Genomic DNA, 20,046 nt, shown 5'->3' with positions numbered 1-20,046 from the left:
GTCAGCGGCGGACGTGGATGCCCAGGCCCGACTCGCCCGGCGCGAGTTCGGGCCGCAGTTCCAGCTCGGGGATGCGGTAGTCGCCGAAGTTCTGGCGCCGGAAGGCGATCGGCTCCGTCGTCCACAGCGCATCCAGGCGTTCGCCCAGCGCCTGGCTGGCGCGCGCGAAGCCGGCCTCGTCGATGCGGCCGCTGCGGTAGATGACGTGCGGCGGCAGCACCTCGAAGCCGGGGTAGAAGAGGATGCCGTGCTGGATCGGGAACAGGATGTCGTCGATCGGCCCGTTGATGCCACGCGGCGCGTAGTGCGAGGCCCAGCCGCCGGTCGTCACGACCAGCATCGCGCGTTTGCCGGCGAGCAGGCCTTCGCCATAGCGGTCGCCCCAGTGCGTGTCCGAGTGCTCGCCGACGCCGTAGGCAAAACCGCAGGCGTAGACCCGGTCGACCCAGCCCTTGAGGATCGCCGGCATCGAGAACCACCACAGCGGGAACTGCAGGATCAGCGCGTCGGCCCAGCGCAGCTTGGCTTGCTCGGCCGCGATGTCGGCGCTCTGGGTGCCGGTCTCGAAAGCACGTTTGGAGTTGGCCGAGGCGTCGAAACGTGCGCCGGGCGGGTGGGCGCGGTCGTCGTCGGCGTCGAGCGCCGCTTTCCAGTGCATCGTGTACAGGTCGGAGACCTGCACCTCGTGGCCGGCGCGCTCCAGGCGCTGCACGGCGAAATCCTTCAGCGCGCCGTTCAGCGAACGCGGCTCGGGGTGGGCGTAGACGATCAGGACTTTCATGCGTCGCTTTCCATCGGGAGATGCGACGCACGATAGGCAGGCTGGGCGTATATTGGAAATGAATTGCACTGACGCCTGGTATAGCCGTGGAAGATAGCCTGAGGCGCCTGGACCTGAACCTGCTGGTCACGCTCGACGCCCTGCTCGCCGAGCAGAACGTGACGCGCGCCGCCGCCCGCCTGCACCTGTCGCAGCCGGCGGTCAGCGTTCAGCTCGCCAGGCTGCGCGAGGCCTTCGCCGACCCGCTGCTGCTGCCCGGCCCGCGCGGCATGCGGCCGACGGCACGCGCGCTGGAGTTGCGCCAGCCGCTGCACGAGGCGCTGGCCGCGCTCGGCCAGGCGATCGCGCCGTCGGCGGCCTTCGACCCGGCGCGCGCGACCCACACCTGGCGCGTCGCGGCCACCGACTACGGCGCCTCGACGATCCTGCTGCCGGCGCTGGCCCGGCTGCGCGCCGCGGCGCCGGGCACGCGGCTCGCGGTGCTGGAACTGAAGCCGCCGGTGCTCGCCCGCCAGCTGGAACAAGGCGAACTCGAGCTCGCCTTCCACGCCGCGGAGCTGGCGCCGGCGGACCTGCGCCGCCGGCCGCTGTTCCGTGAGCGTTACGTGCTCGTCGCCCGTGCCGGCCACCCGAGCTTGAAGCGGCAGCCGACGCTGGCCGAGTTCTGCACGCTGGAACACGCGATCGTCTCGCCCGACGGCGGCGGCTTCCTGGGCGCGACCGACCAGGTGCTGGCGGCGCAAGGCCTGGCGCGGCGCGTCGTGCTGTCGGTACCGCACTTCCTGTTTCTGGAGGCGGCGCTGGCGGCCAGCGATCTGGTGGCGATGCTGCCGGCGCGCCAGCTGCGCCCGGGCAGCGCGTTGCAGGTCGTGGCGCCGCCGCTGGAGCTGCCCGGCTTCGAGATGCTGATGCTCTGGCACGAGCGCCTGCACCGCGACCCGGCGCACCAGTGGCTTCGCGAGCAGGTCGCGTCGGCGGTGGCGGCTTAAGGCATCTCCAGCGACAGCTCGACCCTCGGCGTCCAGCCGGCCTGCCCGTCGGCGGCGTCGAGCCTGGGCGCGGCGAGGAACAGGCGCTCGGCCGGCAGGCCGCGCGCCACCAGCGCCGCGCGCACCGCGACGCCGCGGCGCAGCGCCAGGTCTCGCGCGACGTCGGCGTCGACCGACACCGCGGCCTTCAGCAGCGCCTCCATCTCCGCCGGCGCAATGTCTTTGGCCAGGCCGATCAGGTTTCGCGGCTTGTTCGGCAGCCGCGTATCGGCGTAGACGCGGCGCAGCGTGCGTTCGCGCTCCTCGGTGGCCGGAACCGCGGCGCCGGGGCCGACCCCGCGCGCACGGGCACGCTCCCGCGCCTGTTCGCTGCGCAGCCGCTCTTCCAGCGTCGCGGCCTGGATCGCGTCGTGCTCGGCCGTCGCGTCGGCGGCCCCGGCCACCGTGGTCTGCAGCGCCGGGCGATCCTTCAGCGCCTGGGCGACGCGGTCCAGCGCAGCTTCGGCCGACGGCGCCAGCGCCGCCGTGCCGGGCAGGAACTCGACCGTGCCGGTCTCGTCGCCACCACCGCCGGACAGCAGCGCGAACGGCGAGGTCACGGCCTTGACCAGCAGGTTGCCGATGACCTTCAACACCAGGCCGAAGACGCTGAACTCGGGGTCGTTGATCGAGCCGCTGATCGGCAGGTCGACGTCGATGACGCCGTTGCGGTCGGCCAGCAGCGCCAGCGCCAGCCGTACCGGCAGCTGGGTCGCCAGGGGGCTGTCGACCGGGTCGCCGAAGCTCAGCTGGTTCAGCACGATGCGGTTGCGGGCTTCCAGCCGGCCGTCGGCGTCGACGCGGTAGGCGACGTCCATGCTGAGCTTGCCGCGTTCGATCGCATAGCCGGCGTACTTGCCGGCGTAAGGCGACAGCGGCGCCAGCTCCAGGCCGCTGGCCTTGGCGGCGATGTCCAGCGCCAGCGGGTCGGCGGTCGGGTTCAGCGCGCCGCGCACCTCCAGCGTCGCGGTGTCGGCGGCGCGGCCGCTGATCTCCAGCGTCGCCATCTCGCGCGTGCCCGAACGCAGCCGGCCGAGCTTGCCGCTCAGCTCGCTCAGCGAAGCCGAATAGTTGGGCTTGATGAAACGGTCGCGGAAGTCCACACGCCCGTCGACGAACTCGACGCCGGCGATGTCGAGTTCCAGTGGCGCGGAGGGTGATGACGGCGCGGCGGCCGGCGCGGGCGCATCGCCGCCGCGCACGTCGCGCAGGTTCAGCCGGCCTTCGGGCGTGACGACCAGGCGCGAGAAGAAACGCGACAGCCGCACCGGGCCGGTGGCCAGACGCGTCGGCTGGCCCGGGGCCATAGCCGCCGCCAGCGACTCGATGCGCAGCGACTGCCAGGCCAGCAGTTCGTCGCCGGCTTCGTCGTCGTCGCCACGCGCCAGCACGCGCAGGTCGGCGAGCATCGCGTTGCCGCGCAGGCTGATCGTCGGTCCGGCGGCAGCGAGCTGGAACGCGGTGTCGCCGCGCCAGCCCAGTTCGGCACGGCGCAGCAGCACCGGCAGACGGTCGCGCAGATAGGGTTCACCGACCTGCAGCGGCAGCCGGGCCGCGCTGACGCGCCCGCGCCAGGCCAGCGGCTGCAGCGCCAGCGTGCCCTGGGCTTCGAGGCGCCCGGCGACAGGGGCCGGTGCGCCGGGCAGCGCGTCGGGCACGAGCTGCAGCGCGAGTTCCAGCGGCGCCGGCTGCGGGCCGGCGGGCCAGCGCAGGTCCTGCGCACGCAGCCGCAGCCCGCGCAGCGCAAAAGCCACCGGTGCCGGCGCGGCCGCGTCGGCCAGGTGCACCGCGCCGTCGGCCAGCACCAGGCTCTTGAGCAGCGCCTGCCAGCCCGGTCCAGCCGCTGGCGCGGCAGCCGCCTGCGCCTCGGTCGGCACCAGCATCTCCAGCAGGTTCCAGCGGCCCTGGGCGTCGCGCGCCAGGTCGATCTGCGGCCGCTCGAGCTGCAGCCGGCCGACCTCGACCCGCTTGGCCCTCAGGTCGGCCTGCAGTTCGCCCAACTCGACGGCGGCCAGCCGCTGCGCACCCCAGCGCAAGTCCTGCAGCCGCGCCGCCGGCACCGCCAGCGCCAGCCGCCCGGGCTCGCCCGCGGCCCAGTCCAGCTCGGCGCGGCCGGACAAGCGGCCGCTGGGCGTCACACGCAGCAGCGACCGCAGATAGGGGCCGGCCGCGCCCAGTTCCACGGCCTCCAGCTCGGCAGCCAGCCGCGCCTGGCGTGCCGACACCTGCCCGTCCAGGCTCAGCCGGCCCAGGCCGTGGCCGCCCGCGTCGTGCAGGTCGACGCTGCCCGACAGCGCCGTCGGCTTGGCGTCGTCCGGGCCGGCGAGCCGGCCCGCGCGCAGGTTCAGCCCGGCATCCAGCACCAGGCCCGGGCGCAGCGAGGCGTCGTCCCAGCGCAGCGTCGTTGCCGCGAGCTCCGTGCTGCCGACGCTCCAGCGCCACGCGTCCGCCGGCGGCTGCGCCGGCGTCGCCGCGGCGGCGGCCCAGCGCGCCGGCTCGAGCTGGCCGTCGGCACCGCGGCGCAGGTGCAGCATCGCGCCCTCCAGGCGCAGGCTGCGCAGCGCGAGTTGCCGCTGCAACGGGCGCAGGTCCTCCAGTTCGAGCGCCAGCGTCTTCCAGGCCGCCAGCGGCGCGCCGTCGGGGCGCTTCAGCGCGATGCTGGACAGGCTCAGGCCGCCGCCGATCGAGAGCTGCGGCGCGCTGCCCGGCGGCTGCTTGAAGCGCAGGTCCAGCTTGCCGGCGAGCACGCCGCCCTGGCCGCGCAGCGGCAGCGTGCGCGGCAGATAAGGCCACAGCGGGTCGAGCGCCAGCGCGGGCAGCTCCAGCGTCAGCGTGCTCTCGCGGTCGGCGGCGAAGGGCCGCGTCTGCCCGTGCAGCAGCAGCGGGCTGCCGTCCAGGCGCAGCGCCAGCCGCGGCTGCACGTGCACGTCCAGCCGCTCGGGCAGGTTGGAGACGAAGGGCACGTCCAGCTCGACCGCCGTCAGCTCGTGCCGGCGGCCGTTGGGCCGGTCCTCGAACCGCAGCTCGCCGCCTTGCAGCCGCAGGTTGTAAAGCGCGAACCGCGCCGGAGCGTCGCCGGCATCGCCCGGCGCCGAGAAACGCTGCAGCAGGTCGTCGACGTCGTAGCGGCCGTCGCCGGTGCGGGCCAGGCGCAGCCGGGGCGCGTCGACCTGCACCGCCTCGACCACCGGCGCGCCGGCCAGCAGCGTGCGCAGCGACAGGTTCAGCACGAGGCGGCCGATGGTGGCCTGCGGCGAACGGTCGCCGTCGCCGGGTGCCGGCCCGAGCACGAGGTCGTGAAGTTCGACCGTCAGCGTCAGCGGCGAGAAGTCCAGCTCGCCGACCTGCACCGGCCGCCCGAGCAGCGCACTGCCGCGCTCCTCGATCTGCGTGCGCAGCACACGCGGCACCAGGATCCAGCTCGCCACCACCAACAGCGCGGCCATCGCGGCCAGCGCCGCCGCCACGCGCGGCCAGCGTCTCTTCTTCTGCTTCGTCACCGCCATGGGGCGATGATGCCGCAGCGGCGCACGGCGACAATCGCGCGCCCTCCTCCGATCCGTCCCGCATGAACGAGTTATTCGTGACGCTCGGCATCGAGTCGTGGAAGCCGATGCTGACGACGCTCGTGCTGCCCCCGGTGCCGATGCTGCTGCTGATCCTGGCCGGCGCGGCGCTGCTGCGCCGGCGCGCGCTCGGCTGGCTGCCCCTGCTGCTCGGCGTCGCCGGCCTGTGGGCGGTGAGCACGTTCGCCTGCGCCTACGCGCTGGTGGCCTGGCTGACCGTGCCACCGCCGGCGCTGACCCAGCAGCAGGTGATGGCGCTGCGGGGCGCGCCGAAGACGGCCATCGTCGTGCTCGGTGCCGGGCGTTACCCGCTGGCACCGGAGTACGGCGCGCCCGCGCTGAAACCGCTTTCGGTCGAGCGCCTGCGCTACGGCCTGTGGCTGGCGCGCCAGACCGGGCTGCCGCTGGGCTTCAGCGGCGGCCGGGGGCACGGCGCCGAAGACGGCCCGAGCGAAGCCGAGGTCGCGATGTCGATGGCGAACCGCGAGTACCGGCAGCCGCTGCGCTGGGCCGAGGGCCGCTCGCGCGACACCAATGAAAACGCGATCTACACCGTCGCCATGCTGCGCCGCGACGGCATCGAACGCATCGTGCTCGTCACCCACGACTTCCACATGCGGCGCGCGCAGGTGGCCTTCGAACGCGCCATTGCCCGCGAAGGCCCCGCCATCGCCGTGCTGCCCGCGCCGACCGGCATGCGCCAGCCGCGCCCGCCGACGGTCGTCGACCTGATGCCCGGCGGCGACGGTTTTCGCCTGAGCTGGCTCGCGCTGCACGAGTGGCTGGGCCGGCTGGCTGGCGCCTGAGCGCCCTGTCCGCGCTCAGACCAGCCAGGCGACGATGAAGACGCCGACCATCGCGAACGCGATCGCGATCTTGGCGACCATGCCCAGCAGCAGGCCGACGCCGGTGGCCAGGCCGACGTGCAGCGCACGCTGCTCGTCGCGGCGCGCGAGGTATTCGCCGAGGGCGGCGCCGACGAAGGGCATGAAGAGCACGCCGACAAAACCCGCCAGCAGCCCGGCGACGGTGCCGATGGCGGCGCCCACCAGCGCCTGCGGGCTGGCGCCAGCGCGGCTGGCGCCCATCAGCCCGGCCAGATAGTCCAGCGCCCAGGCCAGCAGCGCCATCACGCCGAGCACGACGACGGTGTAGACGCCGACACGCTCGTAGCCGTCTATCCAGGCGCCGAGCCAGGCGCCGGCGAAGACGAGCGCGGTGCCGGGCAGCAGCGGCAGCACGGTGCCGGCTATGCCGCCGGCCATCAGCAGCACGGCCAGGCTCCAGAGCAGCGGCGTGGACATGGAATCGATCCGACGGGTTGCGACCGGCGTCACATGGGGACGCCGGCCGGCGCTTCAAGCGCCGCCTACAGGATCTGGGGGATTGACGATCGGGCTTGGGCCGGAGCCCGCCATCGCGGACACTTGGCGTCCCGATCTGTTTTATCCAAGGACACACTCCGATGAAATCCGGCTGGCTCGTCGCGCTTGCAGCGTCGCTGGCGCTCACGCTGGCTCCCGACTTCAGCGAGGCCAAGCGCATGGGTGGAGGCAAGTCCTCCGGCATGCAGCGCAGCATGCCTGAACGCACCGCACCGGCGCCGACGCCGGCCAAGCCGGCGCAGGCGGCCCCCAATCAGGCGGGTGCACCCGCTGCCGCCGGCGCCGCCGCGGCGGCCGGCAAACGTTCGTGGCTGGGCCCGATCGCCGGCCTCGCCGCCGGCCTGGGCATCGCCGCGCTGATGAGCCACCTCGGCATGGGCGCCGGTTTCGCCAACTTCCTGACGCTGCTGCTGATTGGCGTGGTCGCGTTCTTCGCGATCCGCTTCCTGCTGCGCCGCTTCGGCCCGCGCCCGGCGACGCCGGTGCCGGCGGCTGCCGGTGTCGGCGCGCTGCGCAGTGCCAACAGCGACTGGACCCCGCCGCCGGCTCCGGCCAGCACCGGCTCGTCCTACACGCCGGCCGCCAGCGTCGAGCCGATCGCGCCGCAGCGTCCGGCCGTGGCACCGGCCTTCGTGCCGGCAGCTTTCGACAGCGAGTCGTTCGCACGCACCGCGAAGACGATCTTCGTGCGCCTGCAGGCGGCCAACGACAGCGCCGACCTCGACGACCTGCGCCGCTTCACGACGCCGGAGATGTTCGCCGAGCTGAAGATGGACATCCAGGAACGTGCCGGCGCGGCGCAGACAACCGACGTGCTGCACGTCGATGCCGACGTCGTCGACGTCGCCGAGGACGACGGCCGCCAGATCGTCAGCGTGCGCTACCGCGGCCAGGTGCGCGAGGAAGCCGGCGCCGCCCCGGTGCAGATCGACGAGGTCTGGCACCTGGTCAAGCCGCTGGCCGACGACGGCCGCGGCTGGGCCATCGCCGGCATCGAGCAGATGCCCGCCAAGGCCTGAGCTCGCTGCCAGCAGCCTGAACCGGCGCCTTCGGGCGCCGGTTTTGTTTTCAGCTCCGACACCAGCCCTGCGGCGTCGCCTCCAGCCGCTCGTGCAACGCGAGCGCAGCGAGAAACGCCTCGTCGTGCGAGACGACGACGAGCGCGCCGCGCCAGCCGCGCAGCATCGCCTCCAGCGCCTGCAGTGTCGCCAGGTCGAGGTGGTTGCCGGGTTCGTCCAGCAGCAGCAGGCGCGCCGGCTCGTCGGCCAGCAGCGCGCGGGCCAGCGCGAGCTTCAGCCGTTCGCCACCGCTGAGCGCGCCGCAGACGCTGCCGAGCGTCGCCGCAGCCAGGCCGAGCTGGGCCAGCCGGGTGTGCAGCTCGGCTTCGGGTCGCTGGCGGCAGGCGGCGCGCAGCCACTCGATCGCCGGTTGCGACGGCTCCAGGTCGGCCAGGCGCTGGTCCAGCCAGGCGCATGCGACGCGGCGTTCGCAGCGCCCGGCGGCCGGCGCCAGGCGCCCGGCGAGCACACGCAGCAGCGTCGACTTGCCGCAGCCGTTGGGGCCCGTCACCGCCAGCCGGGTCGCGCCCTGCAGCACGAGCGACAGCCGCGCCAGCGGCGGGGCAACGAAGGGCAGCTCGCCGTCGAACACCAGCACCTCGTTCGGCAGCACCGCCGGCGGCAGCGGCGGCACGACGATGGCCGTGTCCTCGACCACACGCGCGGCAGCGGCGCGCACCTGGGCCTCGAGTTCGGCCCGGCGTGTGTCGTGGCGGCGCTGCAGGCGCCCGGTGGTGGCTTCGCTGCGCTCCTGGCGCGCGTCGAGCACGAGCTTGGGCTGGCTGCCGTCGGCGCGCTCGCGCCGGCCGCGTGCCTGGCGCTGCTGCTGGCGCTCGTGTTCGCGCTGCAGCGCCGCGGTTTCGCGCCGGCGCTCCAGCTGGCGCCGCGCCAGCTCGTCGGCGGCGTCGCAGCGCTGCTGCGCCTGCTGTTCGGCATGGAAACTCCAGCCGCCGCCATAGCGCCGCAGGCCCAGCGGGGAGAGTTCGACGATGGCCTGCATCGTCTCCAGCAGCTCGCGGTCATGGCTGATGACGAGCAGCCCGCCCTGCCAGCGGGCCAGCTGCGCCAGCAAGGCCTGGCGCCCGGCGCGGTCGAGGTGGTTGCTGGGTTCGTCCAGGATCAGAAAGTCGGCGTCGGCCAGCCAGGCGCCGGCGAGTGCGACCCGCATCGCCTGGCCGCCGCTCAGCCGCGCCGCCGGCGTCTCGGGCGCCAGCGGCGGCAGCCCGGCACGCTGCAGCTCGGCCTGCAGCCGCGCGCGCAGGTCCCAGCGCTCGGCCAGGATCTCGAAATCGTGTTCGCCGCCGGCGCCGGCTTCGATGCGGTCCAGCGCCTGCAAAGCCTCGTGCACGCCGGCCAGCTGCGCCAGCGTCGTGCCCTCGGGCGCGAGCTGCTGCGCCAGGCGGTACACCCGCCCCTGGCGCAGCACGCGGCCGGCCGAAGGCGCCAGCTCGCCGGCCAGCAGCCGGCCGAGCACGGTCTTGCCGATGCCGTTGCGGCCGACCAGGCCGGTGCGGCGGCGGTCGAAGGTTTCGCTGAGGCCGGCGAACAGCGGCCGGCCGTCGGCAAGGGAGAAAGCGACGCCGTCCAGCGTCAGCAGAGTTTGTGTCATTGCATGCGTCTCGATGCCCCAGGTCCTCCGAGCGGTAGGAGGGACGAAGGCCGTCACGGGGACGGCGGCATCAATGGCGCATGGGCAGAAACTCCGGACTAGGGCCGGCGCGAGCCGGCGGTGGCGTGCAGTGCAGAAGCGTGGTCGGGCCCGGCGCGGCGGCCGGGCCCGGGGGGCGTCAGCCCAGCGAACGACGCGCGTTGCGGAACATGCGCATCCAGGGGCTGAAGGCGCTCTTGTCGCCCGAAGTCCAGCTCATCTGGATGTTGCGGAACACCCGCTCCGGGTGCGGCATCAGCGCGGTGAAGCGGCCGTCGGCGGTGGTCACCGAGGTGAGCCCGTCGGGGCTGCCGTTCGGGTTCGCCGGGTAGGCTTCGGTCGGCCGGCCGTGGTGGTCGACGAAACGCATCGCGCGCAGCACCTGGGCCGCGTCGCCACGCTGCGAGAAGTCGGCAAAACCTTCGCCGTGCGCAACCGCGATCGGGATGCGGCTGCCAGCCATGCCCTCGAAGAACACGCTGGGGCTGGCCAGCACCTCGACCAGCGACAGCCGGGCCTCGAACTGCTCGCTCCTGTTGCGCGTGAAGGTCGGCCAGTGCTCGGCGCCCGGGATCATCGGCGACAGCGCCGCCAGCATCTGGCAGCCGTTGCAGACGCCCAGGGCGATCGTGTCGGGCCGGGCGAAGAAGGCGGCGAACTGCTGCTCCAGCACCGGGTTGAAGCGGATCGAACGCGCCCAGCCTTCGCCGGCGCCCAGCGTGTCGCCGTAGCTGAAACCGCCGCAGGCGACGAAGGCCTGGAAGGCGTCCAGGCGCGCGCGCCCGGCCTGCAGGTCGCTCATGTGCACGTCGTAGGTGTCGAAGCCCGCCTGGTGCATCGCGTAGCTCATCTCGACATGCGAGTTGACGCCCTGCTCGCGCAGGATCGCGACCTTGGGCCGCGCGACATGCACGTAGGGCGCGGCCACGTCCTCGGCCGGGTCGAAGCTCAGGTGCAGATGCAGGCCCGGGTCGTCGGCAAGGCCGGCGGCGGCATGTTCGCCGTCGGCACTCTCGGGGTTGTCGCGTTCGCGCGCGATGCGCCAGCTGACTTCGTCCCACTGCTGGTGCAGCTCGCGCAGCGGGGCGCCGAACTGCAGCTGGGTGTCGCGCCAGACCTCGACCGCGCCGCGTTCGTTGGTCTTGCCGACGACGTGGGTGTGCGCCGACAGCCCGTGCGTGCGCAGCACCGCGATCGCGGCGTCGCGCTGCGCGCGCGGCACCTGCAGCACCACGCCCAGTTCCTCGGTGAACAAGGCCTTGAGCGTCAGCTCCTTGCGGCGCTCGGCGACCTGGGTCGCCCAGTTCTTCGAGTCGCCGAAGTCGGCGCGGCTGTCGGCGATGCCGTCGCCTTCGGTGACGAGAATGTCGACGTTCAGGCTGACGCCGACGTGGCCGGCGAAGGCCATCTCGCAGACCGTCGCCCAGAGGCCGCCGTCGCTGCGGTCGTGGTAGGCCAGCAGCGTGCCGGCGGCGCGCAGTTCGTTGACGGCGGCGACCAGCGCCTTCAGGCGCTGCGGGTCGTCCAGGTCCGGCACCTCGTCGCCGAAGCCGCCCAGCACCTGGGCCAGCATCGAGCCGCCCATGCGGTTGCGGCCGGCGCCCAGGTCGACCAGCAGCAGCGCCGTGTCGCCGGGCTGCAACTGCGGCGTCAGCGTGCCGCGCACGTCGGCCAGCGTGGCAAAGGCGGTGGCGATCAGCGACACCGGCGCAGTGACCTGGCGCGTTTCGCCGCCTTCGCTCCAGCGCGTCTTCATCGACAAGGAGTCCTTGCCGACCGGGATGCCGACGCCCAGCGCCGGGCACAGCTCCAGGCCGACGGCCTTGACGGTGTCGTACAGCGCCGCGTCTTCGCCCGGCTCGCCGCAGGCGGCCATCCAGTTGGCGCTGAGCTTGACACGCGGCAGCTCGATCGGAGCGGCCAGCAGGTTCAGGATGGCTTCGGCCACCGCCATGCGGCCCGAGGCCGGCGCGTTCAGCGAGGCCAGCGGGGTGCGTTCGCCCATGGCAAAAGCCTCGCCGCGGAAACCGGCGTAGTCGGCCAGCGTCACCGCGCAGTCGGCCACCGGCACCTGCCAGGGGCCGACCATCGGGTCGCGGTGGTTCAGTCCGCCGACCGTGCGGTCGCCGATCGTGATCAGGAAACGTTTGCTCGCCACCGTCGGGTGGCGCAGCACGTCGAGTGCCACCTGCTCCAGCTTCACGCCGGTCAGGTCCAGGGGCGCCTCGGTGCGTTCGATGCGGGCGACGTCGCGGTGCATCTTGGGCGGCTTGCCCAGCAGCACGTCCATCGGCATGTCGATCACGGCTTGCTCGCCGTCCTCGACGACGAGCTCACGGTCGGAGGTGGCGACGCCGACAACGGCGTAGGGGCAGCGCTCGCGCGCGCACATCGCCTCGAAGGCCGCCAGGCCTTCGGGCGCGATCGCCAGCACGTAGCGCTCCTGGCTCTCGTTGCACCAGATTTCCTTCGGTGCCAGGCCGGTCTCTTCCAGCGGCACCTTGCGCAGGTCGAAACGGGCGCCCTGCCCGGCGCCATCGACCAGCTCCGGGAAGGCGTTGCTGATGCCGCCGGCGCCGACGTCGTGGATCGCGACGACGGGGTTGGCCTCTCCCAATGCCCAGCAGTGGTTGATGACCTCCTGCGCGCGGCGCTGGATCTCGGGGTTGCCGCGCTGTACCGAGTCGAAGTCCAGGGCCGCGGCATTGGTGCCGGCGGCCATCGAGCTGGCGGCGCCGCCGCCCATGCCGATGCGCATGCCCGGGCCGCCCAGCTGCACCAGCAGCGTGCCGGCGCCGAAAGGCAGCTTGTGCGTCTGGCTGTCGCTGATCGAGCCGATGCCGCCGGCGATCATGATCGGCTTGTGGTAGCCGCGGCGCACGCCGGCGACCGTCTGCTCGTAGACACGGAAGTAGCCGCCCAGGTTGGGCCGGCCGAACTCGTTGTTGAAGGCTGCGCCGCCGAGCGGGCCCTCGGTCATGATCTGCAGGGCGCTGGCGATGTGGCCGGGGCGGCCGATGTCGTCGCGCTCCCAGGGCTCGTTCGTTCCCGGCAGGTGCAGGTTGCCGACCGAGAAGCCGGTCAGGCCCGCCTTGGGCTTGGCGCCGCGGCCGGTCGCGCCTTCGTCGCGGATCTCGCCGCCGGCACCGGTGGCCGCACCCGGGAAGGGCGAGATCGCCGTCGGGTGGTTGTGCGTCTCGACCTTCATCAGCACGTGCGCGGTCTCGGCGCGCGCGCCGTAGATCGGCGCGTCGGTCCAGCCCTGCGGCAGCCAGCGCTCGAGCGGGCCGCCTTCCATCACTGCGGCGTTGTCGCTGTAGGCGACGATGCTGTGCTGGGGCGAGGTCTTCTCGGTGTGGCGGATCATGCCGAACATCGACAGCGGCTGCTTCTGGCCGTCGATCGTGAACTCGGCGTTGAAGATCTTGTGCCGGCAGTGCTCGCTGTTGGCCTGCGCGAACATCATCAGCTCGACGTCGCTGGGGTTGCGGCCGAGCTTGCCGAAGGCCTCGACGAGGTAGTCGATCTCGTCGCCCGACAGCGCCAGGCCGAACTCGACGTTGGCCTGCACCAGCGCCTCGCGGCCGTGGCCCAGCACGTCGACGTGGGCCAGCGGCTCGGCCGCCTGGGCGTCGAACAGGTGGGCTGCCGAGCCGCGTTCGAAGGCCACGCTCTCGGTCATGCGGTCGTGCAGCACGGCGGCGAGCGCGGCGCGCTCGTCGGCGGCCAGCGCCTTGGCGCCGCCGAACAGCCCCGTCTTCAACGTCAGCCGGTACTCGGTGACACGCTCGACGCGGTGCAGCTTCAGGCCGCAGTTGTGCGCGATGTCGGTGGCCTTGCTCGCCCACGGGCTGACGGTGCCCAGGCGCGGCATGACGACGAAGAGTTCACCGTCGCCCGGGCCGGCATACGGATCGCCGACCTCGAGCAGCGCCGCCAGGCGCTCACGCGTGGCGGCGTCGGGCGCGGCGTCGAAGGCCGCCCAGTGCACGTGGCGGGCGGCGACGGCGGCGACGCGGGGACAGGCCGACTGCAGCCGCGCGAGCAGCGAGCGGGTGCGGAAGGGGGAGAGCGCGTTGCCGCCCTCGTAGTGCAGTAGTTGCGGGGCGGAAGAAGCCATGCGCCGGGATTTTACGGGGCCCGATGGGATAATCCCGGGATGACGATTGCGATCAAGAACGCCGAGGAGATCGAGGCGATGCGCCTCGCGTGCCGCCTGGCGTCGGAAGTGCTGGACATGCTGACCCCGTACGTGCGTGCGGGCGTCACGACCAAAGAGATCGACCGCCTGGCGCACGAGCACATGGTCGAAGTCCAGGGGGGCGTTCCGGCGACGCTGAACTACCAGCCGCCGGGCTACCCGCCCTACCCGGCTTCGCTGTGCACCTCGCTCAACGACGTCGTCTGCCACGGCATCCCGGACGAGCGCCCGCTGAAGAACGGCGACATCCTGAACATCGACGTCACGATCATCAAGGACGGCTTCCACGGCGACAACAGCCGCATGTTCGTCGTCGGCGAAGGCTCGATCGCCGCGCGCCGGCTGTGCCAGATCACCTATGAAGCGATGTGGAAGGGCATCGTCAAGGTGCGCCCGGGCGCGCGCCTGGGCGACATCGGCCACGCGATCCAGACCTTCGCCGAGAACGCCGGCTTCTCGATCGTGCGCGAGTTCTGCGGCCATGGCGTCGGCCGCCGCTTCCACGAGGAACCGCAGGTGCTGCACTACGGCCGCCCGGGCACGCTCGAGGAGCTGGTGCCGGGCATGATCTTCACGATCGAGCCGATGATCAACGCCGGCCGGCGCGAGATCAAGGAAGACCGCAAGGGCAACCGCCCCTACGACGGCTGGACCATCGTCACGCGCGACCGCTCGCTGTCGGCGCAGTGGGAGCACACGGTGCTCGTCACCGACACCGGCTACGAGGTGCTGACGCTGTCGGCCGGCAGCCCGCCGCCGCCGGCCTTCGTCGGCAGCGCCGCCGTCGCCGCTTCCTGAGCCATGTCGGCGCTGCTGGAGGCCGCCCACCGGGCACCGGGCAGCGTCGCGGCGCTGCGCTCGCGTTTCCGCGACGGCAAGGCCGCGATCGTCGGCCATTTCCGCTCGGCGCGGTCGACCACGACGCTGGCCAAGCAGATGCTCAGGGCGCTGGCGCGCCACGTCGACGCGACGCTGGCCGACCTGTGGACACATGCCGGCATGCCGCCGGGGGCGGCGCTGGTGGCCGTCGGCGGCTACGGCCGCGGTGAACTCTTCCCCTACTCCGACGTCGACGTGCTGGTGCTGCTGCCGGCCGACGTCGACGGCGGCGACGCGCTGCGCGCCTCGGTCGAGGGCTTCATCACCGCCTGCTGGGACATCGGTCTGGAGATCGGCTCGTCGGTGCGCACGCTCGACGAATGCCAGCTGGAGGCGGCGCGCGACATCACGGTGCAGACGGCGCTGCTCGAGTCGCGGCTGATCTGCGGCGCGCGCAAGCTCTACGCCACCTTCCGCGACACGACGATGCAGGCGGTCGACCCGGCCGCCTTCCTGCGCGCCAAGACGCTGGAGATGCAGCAGCGCCACGTCAAGTACGAGGGCACGCCGTATTCGCTCGAGCCCAACTGCAAGGAAAGCCCGGGTGGCCTGCGCGACCTGCAGGTCGTCATCTGGGTGGCACGCGCCGCCGGCCTGGGCCGCACCTGGAGCGAGCTCGCCGCCAAGGGGCTGGTGACGCCGTTCGAAGCCGGCCAGCTGGCGCGCCACGAAGGCACCTTGAAGCTGATCCGCGCCCGGCTGCACGTGGTCGCCGGACGGCGCGAGGACCGCCTCGTCTTCGACCTGCAGACCGCCGTCGCCGAGAGCTTCGGCTACCACCCGACCAAGGGCCAGCGCAGCTCCGAGGTGCTGATGCACCGCTACTACTGGGCGGCCAAGGCGGTGGCGCAGTTGAACCAGATCCTGATGATGAACATCGAGGAGCGCGTCAACGGGTCGGAGGCCGCGCCGGCGCGCCCGATCAGCGAGCGTTTCCTCGACCGCGCCGGCATGCTCGAGGTCGCCAGCGACGACCTCTACCTGCAGCACCCCGACGCCATCCTCGAGACCTTCCTCGTCTTCGCGCAGGAAACCGGCATCCAGGGCTTGTCGTCGCGCACGCTGCGTGCGCTCTACAACTCGCGCAGCGTGATGGACGGCAAGTTCCGCCGCGATCCGAAGAACCGGACGCTGTTCATGGAGATCCTGCGCCAGCCCACCGGCCTGACGCACGCCTTCCGGCTGCTGAACTCGACCTCGGTGCTGGGGCGCTACCTCTGGGTCTTCCGACGCATCGTCGGGCGCATGCAGCACGACCTGTTCCACGTCTACACCGTGGACCAGCACATCCTGATGGTGCTGCGCAACGTGCGCCGCTTCTTCATCCCCGAGCATGCGCACGAGTACACCTTCTGCAGCCAGCTCGCGGCGCAGTGGGACCACCCCGAGCTGCTCTACATCGCGGCGCTGTTCCACGACGTCGCCAAGGGCCGCGGCGGCGACCACTCCGAACTCGGCGCCGCCGAGGTGCGGCGTTTCTGCCGCGACCACGGCCTGGCGCGTGCCGACAGCCAGTTGGTCGAGTTCCTGGTGCGGCATCACCTGACGATGAGCCGCATCGCGCAGAAGGAGGACCTGTCGGACACCGAGGTCATCGCCGATTTCGCGCGCCTGGTCGGCGACGAGCGCCGGCTGATCGGCCTGTACCTGCTGACGGTGGCCGACATCCGCGGCACCAGCCCACGCGTCTGGAACGCCTGGAAGGGCAAGCTGCTGGAAGACCTGTTCCGGCTGACGCTGCGTGCGCTCGGCGGTTCGCACCCCAACGTCGACGCCGAGATCGAGGCGCGCAAACACGACGCGCGCCAGATCCTGGCGCTGCACACCGCCCTGCCCGGCACCGAGCTGCCGCTGTGGAAGACGCTGGAAGTCAGCTACTTCGCGCGCCACGAAGCCGCCGACATCGCCTGGCACGCACGTTCGCTATGGCGCCACATCGAGAGCGCGGTGCCGGTGGTGCGGGCGCGGCCGTCCTCGGTCGGCGACGGGCTGCAGGTGCTGGTCTATTCGCCCGACCGGCCCGACCTGTTCGCACGCATCTGCGGCTACTTCGACGGCGCCGGCTTCAGCATCCTGGACGCCAAGATCCACACCACGCGTGCCGGCTACGCCCTGGACACCTTCCAGGTCATCAGCACCCGGCTTGCCGACACCAGCCCGGCGGCCTACCGCGACCTGATCGCGCTGGTCGAGAACCAGGCGGCGGCGGCGCTGGCCTCGTCGGGGCCGCTGCCGCAGCCCAGCCAGGGCCGGGTTTCGCGCCGGGTGCGCTCGTTCCCGGTGGTGCCGCGCGTGACGCTGGCGCCCGACGAACGCGCCCAGCGCTGGCTGCTGACGGTGACCGCCAGCGACCGCTCGGGCCTGCTGTACGCGATCGCCCGCGTGCTCGCGCGCCACCGCATCAACCTGCAGCTGGCCAAGGTCACGACGCTGGGCGAGCGTGTCGAGGACACCTTCCTCGTCGACGGCCCGGCGCTGCAGCAGCCGCGCGCGCAGTTGCAGGTCGAGAGCGAACTGCTCGACGCCGTCGCGGCTCCGAAATGAGCGCCCGGGACTCGTACCGGGCGGCTGGGCCGGCCGCAGGCCCCGGGATGCGCCGATGAGCCTGCGCCGCATCAGCGCCGCCGACGCCATCGCCCGCCTGGGCGAGTTCAGCGCCGTCATCGACGCACGCAGCGAAAGCGAGTTCGCCGAGGACCGCCTGCCCGGAGCCGTCAACTGGCCCTCGCTGAACGACGCCGAACGCGCCAGCATCGGCACCGAGTACAAGCAGGTCTCGCCGTTCGCGGCCCGCAAACGCGGCGCGATCCTGGTCGCACGCAACATCGCGAGCCATGTCGAGCGCGAGCTGCTGACGCTGGAGCGCGACTGGCGCCCGCTGATCTACTGCTGGCGTGGTGGCCACCGCTCGGGCGCGCTGTCGCTGGTGCTGGACCAGATCGGCTTCTCGGTGCAGGTGCTCGACGGCGGCTACCGCGAGTTCCGGCGTGCCGTCGTCGCCGAGCTGGAAACCCTGCCCGACGCGCTGGACCTGCACGTGGTCTGCGGTGCCACCGGCAGCGGCAAGAGCCGGCTGCTGGGCGCACTCGCGGCCGCCGGAGCCCAGGTGCTGGACCTCGAAGGCCTGGCCTGCCACCGCGGCTCGGTGCTGGGGCCGGTGCCGGGCATGCCGCAGCCTTCGCAAAAAGGTTTCGAGACCCGGCTCTGGCAGGTGCTGCGCGGTTTCGACGCCACGCGCCCGGTCTTCGTCGAAGGCGAAAGCCGCACCATCGGCCGGCTGCGTGTGCCCGAACACCTGGTCGATCGCCTGCGTGACGCCCCCTGCCTGGCGGTGGAGATGCCGCTGGACGCGCGCGTGGCGCTGCTGATCGAGGACTACGCGCACCTGGTCGCCGACGCCGAGGCGCTGTGTGCGCTGCTGGCGCGGCTGCGCGAACTGCGCGGCGCCGCCACCGTCGAGCGCTGGCAGCAGCTGGCGCGCGGCGGCGACTTCCCGACACTGGTGCGGGAGCTGCTGGCCGAGCACTACGACCCGATCTACGCGCGCTCGACGGCGCGCCACTACCAGCGCTTCGGCCAGGCGCAGCAGCTCACGCTGGCCGACGGTGGCGCCGCGACGCTGGCCGCGGCGGCGCAGGTGCTCGCCGGCGCGCCGGCGGCGCCAGGGGACGACCGGTGAATCGGCCGACGGCAATTCCCCGCTTGTCTGGGGTCAAGGGAGACCGCTATACCGGGGAGCATCGCCACCCCACTCCCCTCCGCCATGCGCCACTCCACCGCTCTCGAGGAATCGCGCCGTTTCGGCGTGCGGCACATCCCGCTGCTGCGGCCGCTGGGCTGGCTGGCCCGCGGCTGGGCCGACCTGATGCGCAATCCGGCCCCCGGGCTCGTTCACGGGCTGGCCACGGCCGCTTTCGGCGCGCTGCTGCTGGCGCTGGTCGAGCAGCGCTTCTGGCTCATCGCCGGCGCCTTCAGCGGTTTCCTGCTCGTGGCGCCCATCGTCGCGACCGGGCTGTACGCGGTCAGCCGAGAGTTGCAGCGCGGCCGGCGCCTGAGCGTCGCCGAGTCGCTGGCGGTGTGGAGGCCACGCGACGGCCGGTTGGTGCTGTTCGGCGTGCTGCTGGCCTTCGCCGGCACCGGCTGGGTGCTGACCTCGGGCTCGCTGATCGCCGGTTTCGCGCCGCATCCGATCGCCGGGCCGATGGACTTCGTGCAGTCGGTCGTGCTGGCGCCGGACTCGTGGCTGTTCGAGAGCTGGCTGCTGCTCGGCGGCGTGCTGGCGGCGCCGCTGTTCGCGTCGACCGTGGTCGCGGTGCCGCTGCTGCTGGACCGCGAGGTCGGCGTGCTGGCGGCAGTGCTGACCAGCTGGCGCAGCGTGATGGAAGACCCGCTGCCGCTGGCGCTGTGGGCCGCGCTGATCCTCGTGTTGACGCTGCTCGGCATGGCTCTCGCGCTGCTGGGCCTCGTCGTCGTCGTCCCCTGGCTCGCGCATGCGAGCTGGCACGCCTATCGTGACCTGGTGGATACCAGCGGTTTGTCGGAGCGTCCCTGAATGTTCGGTTTCACGGAAGACCAGATCGCGCAGTTCGGCCTGACCTTCGGGGTCAGCGCCTTCATGCTGTACATGGTCTTCATCATCTTCCAGCTCGCACGCGAGTCCAAGGCCGGCAAGTTCGGCGCCTTCGTGCTGTTCCTGGCGCTGGGTTTCGGCCTCGTCGGTTTTGCCGCCAAGGGCCTCATCAAGTACTTCATGAGCGGGATCAGCGAATGAACACGACGGCAACGGCGCTGCCGCTGCAGCAGCACACCGTCTTCGAGGACGTTCAGGGGGTCGTGACCGGCGCGCTCTTCGTCGCGCTGGCGCTGGTGATGTTCCGCCACGCCGGCATGCTGACCGGCGGCACCGCCGGCATGGCCTTCGTGCTGCACTACGCGACCCACGTGCCCTTCGGCGCAGCCTTCTTCGTGCTCAACCTGCCCTTCTACTGGCTGGCCTGGAAGCGCATGGGGGCACGCTTCACGATCAAGACCTTCTGTGCCGTCGCGCTGCTGTCGGTGCTGTCGGAAGTGCTGCCGCACTGGGTGGTGCTGCAGTCGGTCGAGCCGCTGTTCGCCGCGGTCGGTGGCGGGCTGCTGATGGGCGCCGGCTTCCTGATCCTGTTCCGCCACAAGGCCAGCCTGGGCGGTATCAACGTGCTGGTGCTGTGGCTGCAGGAAAAACGCGGCTGGCGCGCCGGCAAGATCCAGATGGCGCTGGACGTGACCATCCTGCTCGCCGCGATCCCCTGGGTCGGCTGGTGGCAGCTGCTGCTGTCGGTGATCGGCGCCGTCGCGCTGAACTTCTCGCTCGCCGTCAACCACCGCCCCGGCCGCTACGCGGCGGTCTGACGACCGCCCTGAATATCCACGACCTGACTGGAGCCCCCTCCCGGAGGGGGGCCCGGGGAAGCCATCGAACAAACGGGAGCCCCTTCTCGGAGGGTGCTCGGGGAGCCCACGG

Annotated in this window: 14 protein-coding genes; 9 read left to right on the top strand and 5 right to left on the bottom strand. The window is 72.3% G+C overall.

Annotated features, from left to right (window positions below):
• Position 1: 1 nt before the first annotated feature.
• Positions 2 to 781, bottom strand: coding sequence for an NAD(P)H-dependent oxidoreductase (locus tag CKO43_RS06490; protein WP_200378196.1), 780 nt, complete (start codon positions 779 to 781; stop codon positions 2 to 4).
• Positions 782 to 867: 86 nt separating this feature from the next.
• Here CKO43_RS06490 and CKO43_RS06485 point away from each other — a divergent pair, with 86 nt between their 5' ends.
• On the top strand, positions 868 to 1,770 hold the full coding sequence (locus tag CKO43_RS06485) for a LysR substrate-binding domain-containing protein (RefSeq protein ID WP_200378195.1): 903 nt from the start codon (positions 868 to 870) through the stop codon (positions 1,768 to 1,770).
• Here CKO43_RS06485 and CKO43_RS06480 read toward each other — a convergent pair.
• Positions 1,767 to 5,315, bottom strand: a complete 3,549-nt coding sequence (locus CKO43_RS06480; protein ID WP_200378194.1) for a DUF748 domain-containing protein — start codon at positions 5,313 to 5,315, stop codon at positions 1,767 to 1,769. The two genes, CKO43_RS06485 and CKO43_RS06480, sit on opposite strands and share 4 nt — an antisense overlap.
• 62 nt (positions 5,316 to 5,377) lie before the next feature.
• Between CKO43_RS06480 and CKO43_RS06475 the strand changes: the two genes are divergently transcribed.
• Entirely contained in the window at positions 5,378 to 6,181 is an 804-nt protein-coding gene (locus CKO43_RS06475; RefSeq protein WP_200378193.1) for a YdcF family protein, read from the top strand.
• A gap of 15 nt (positions 6,182 to 6,196) precedes the next feature.
• On the opposite strand, the gene CKO43_RS06470 is transcribed toward CKO43_RS06475, so the two are convergent.
• A complete protein-coding gene (locus CKO43_RS06470) occupies positions 6,197 to 6,679 on the bottom strand; it encodes a DUF456 domain-containing protein (protein WP_200378192.1) in 483 nt (160 codons plus the stop codon).
• Between the two features lie 161 nt (positions 6,680 to 6,840).
• On the opposite strand from CKO43_RS06470, the gene CKO43_RS06465 reads away from it, so the two are divergent.
• Positions 6,841 to 7,779 (top strand): Tim44 domain-containing protein, encoded by a 939-nt coding sequence (locus CKO43_RS06465; protein WP_200378191.1) that lies wholly within the window; start codon positions 6,841 to 6,843, stop codon positions 7,777 to 7,779.
• A gap of 49 nt (positions 7,780 to 7,828) precedes the next feature.
• Here CKO43_RS06465 and CKO43_RS06460 read toward each other — a convergent pair whose 3' ends face one another.
• Together CKO43_RS06460 and purL are read right to left on the bottom strand one after the other, a co-directional pair.
• Complete coding sequence (locus CKO43_RS06460; protein WP_200378190.1) at positions 7,829 to 9,427, bottom strand: ATP-binding cassette domain-containing protein; 1,599 nt, start codon at positions 9,425 to 9,427, stop codon at positions 7,829 to 7,831.
• A gap of 178 nt (positions 9,428 to 9,605) precedes the next feature.
• On the bottom strand, positions 9,606 to 13,586 hold the full coding sequence (purL, locus tag CKO43_RS06455; protein ID WP_200378189.1) for a phosphoribosylformylglycinamidine synthase: 3,981 nt from the start codon (positions 13,584 to 13,586) through the stop codon (positions 9,606 to 9,608).
• 39 nt (positions 13,587 to 13,625) lie between these two features.
• Here purL and map point away from each other — a divergent pair, with 39 nt between their 5' ends.
• The 6 genes from map to CKO43_RS06425 all read left to right on the top strand — a co-directional run bounded on the left by map (position 13,626) and on the right by CKO43_RS06425 (position 19,934).
• A complete protein-coding gene (gene map / locus CKO43_RS06450) occupies positions 13,626 to 14,465 on the top strand; it encodes a type I methionyl aminopeptidase (protein ID WP_200225403.1) in 840 nt (279 codons plus the stop codon).
• A gap of 3 nt (positions 14,466 to 14,468) precedes the next feature.
• Positions 14,469 to 17,090, top strand: coding sequence for a [protein-PII] uridylyltransferase (locus CKO43_RS06445; protein WP_200378188.1), 2,622 nt, complete (start codon positions 14,469 to 14,471; stop codon positions 17,088 to 17,090).
• Positions 17,091 to 17,145: 55 nt separating this feature from the next.
• A complete protein-coding gene (gene mnmH / locus CKO43_RS06440) occupies positions 17,146 to 18,225 on the top strand; it encodes a tRNA 2-selenouridine(34) synthase MnmH (protein ID WP_200378187.1) in 1,080 nt (359 codons plus the stop codon).
• 84 nt (positions 18,226 to 18,309) lie between these two features.
• Positions 18,310 to 19,098 carry a DUF2189 domain-containing protein gene (locus tag CKO43_RS06435; protein ID WP_200225399.1) on the top strand — a complete coding sequence of 263 codons (789 nt, stop codon included), beginning with the start codon at positions 18,310 to 18,312 and terminating at the stop codon, positions 19,096 to 19,098.
• Positions 19,099 to 19,317: a DUF2788 domain-containing protein gene (locus CKO43_RS06430; protein WP_200225398.1), complete on the top strand. Its 219-nt coding sequence runs from the start codon at positions 19,099 to 19,101 to the stop codon at positions 19,315 to 19,317. It begins immediately after the preceding gene.
• The gene (locus CKO43_RS06425) at positions 19,314 to 19,934 is read left to right on the top strand and encodes a YitT family protein (protein WP_200225397.1); all 621 of its coding nucleotides are present in this window, start codon (positions 19,314 to 19,316) and stop codon (positions 19,932 to 19,934) included. The genes CKO43_RS06430 and CKO43_RS06425 overlap by 4 nt, the downstream gene beginning before the upstream one ends.
• Positions 19,935 to 20,046: the final 112 nt, after the last annotated feature.

It is taken from the genome of Rubrivivax gelatinosus (assembly GCF_016583785.1).
Taxonomy (GTDB): Bacteria; Pseudomonadota; Gammaproteobacteria; order Burkholderiales; family Burkholderiaceae_C; genus Rubrivivax; species Rubrivivax gelatinosus_B.
This window is presented reverse-complemented; position numbering and strand designations above follow the sequence as displayed.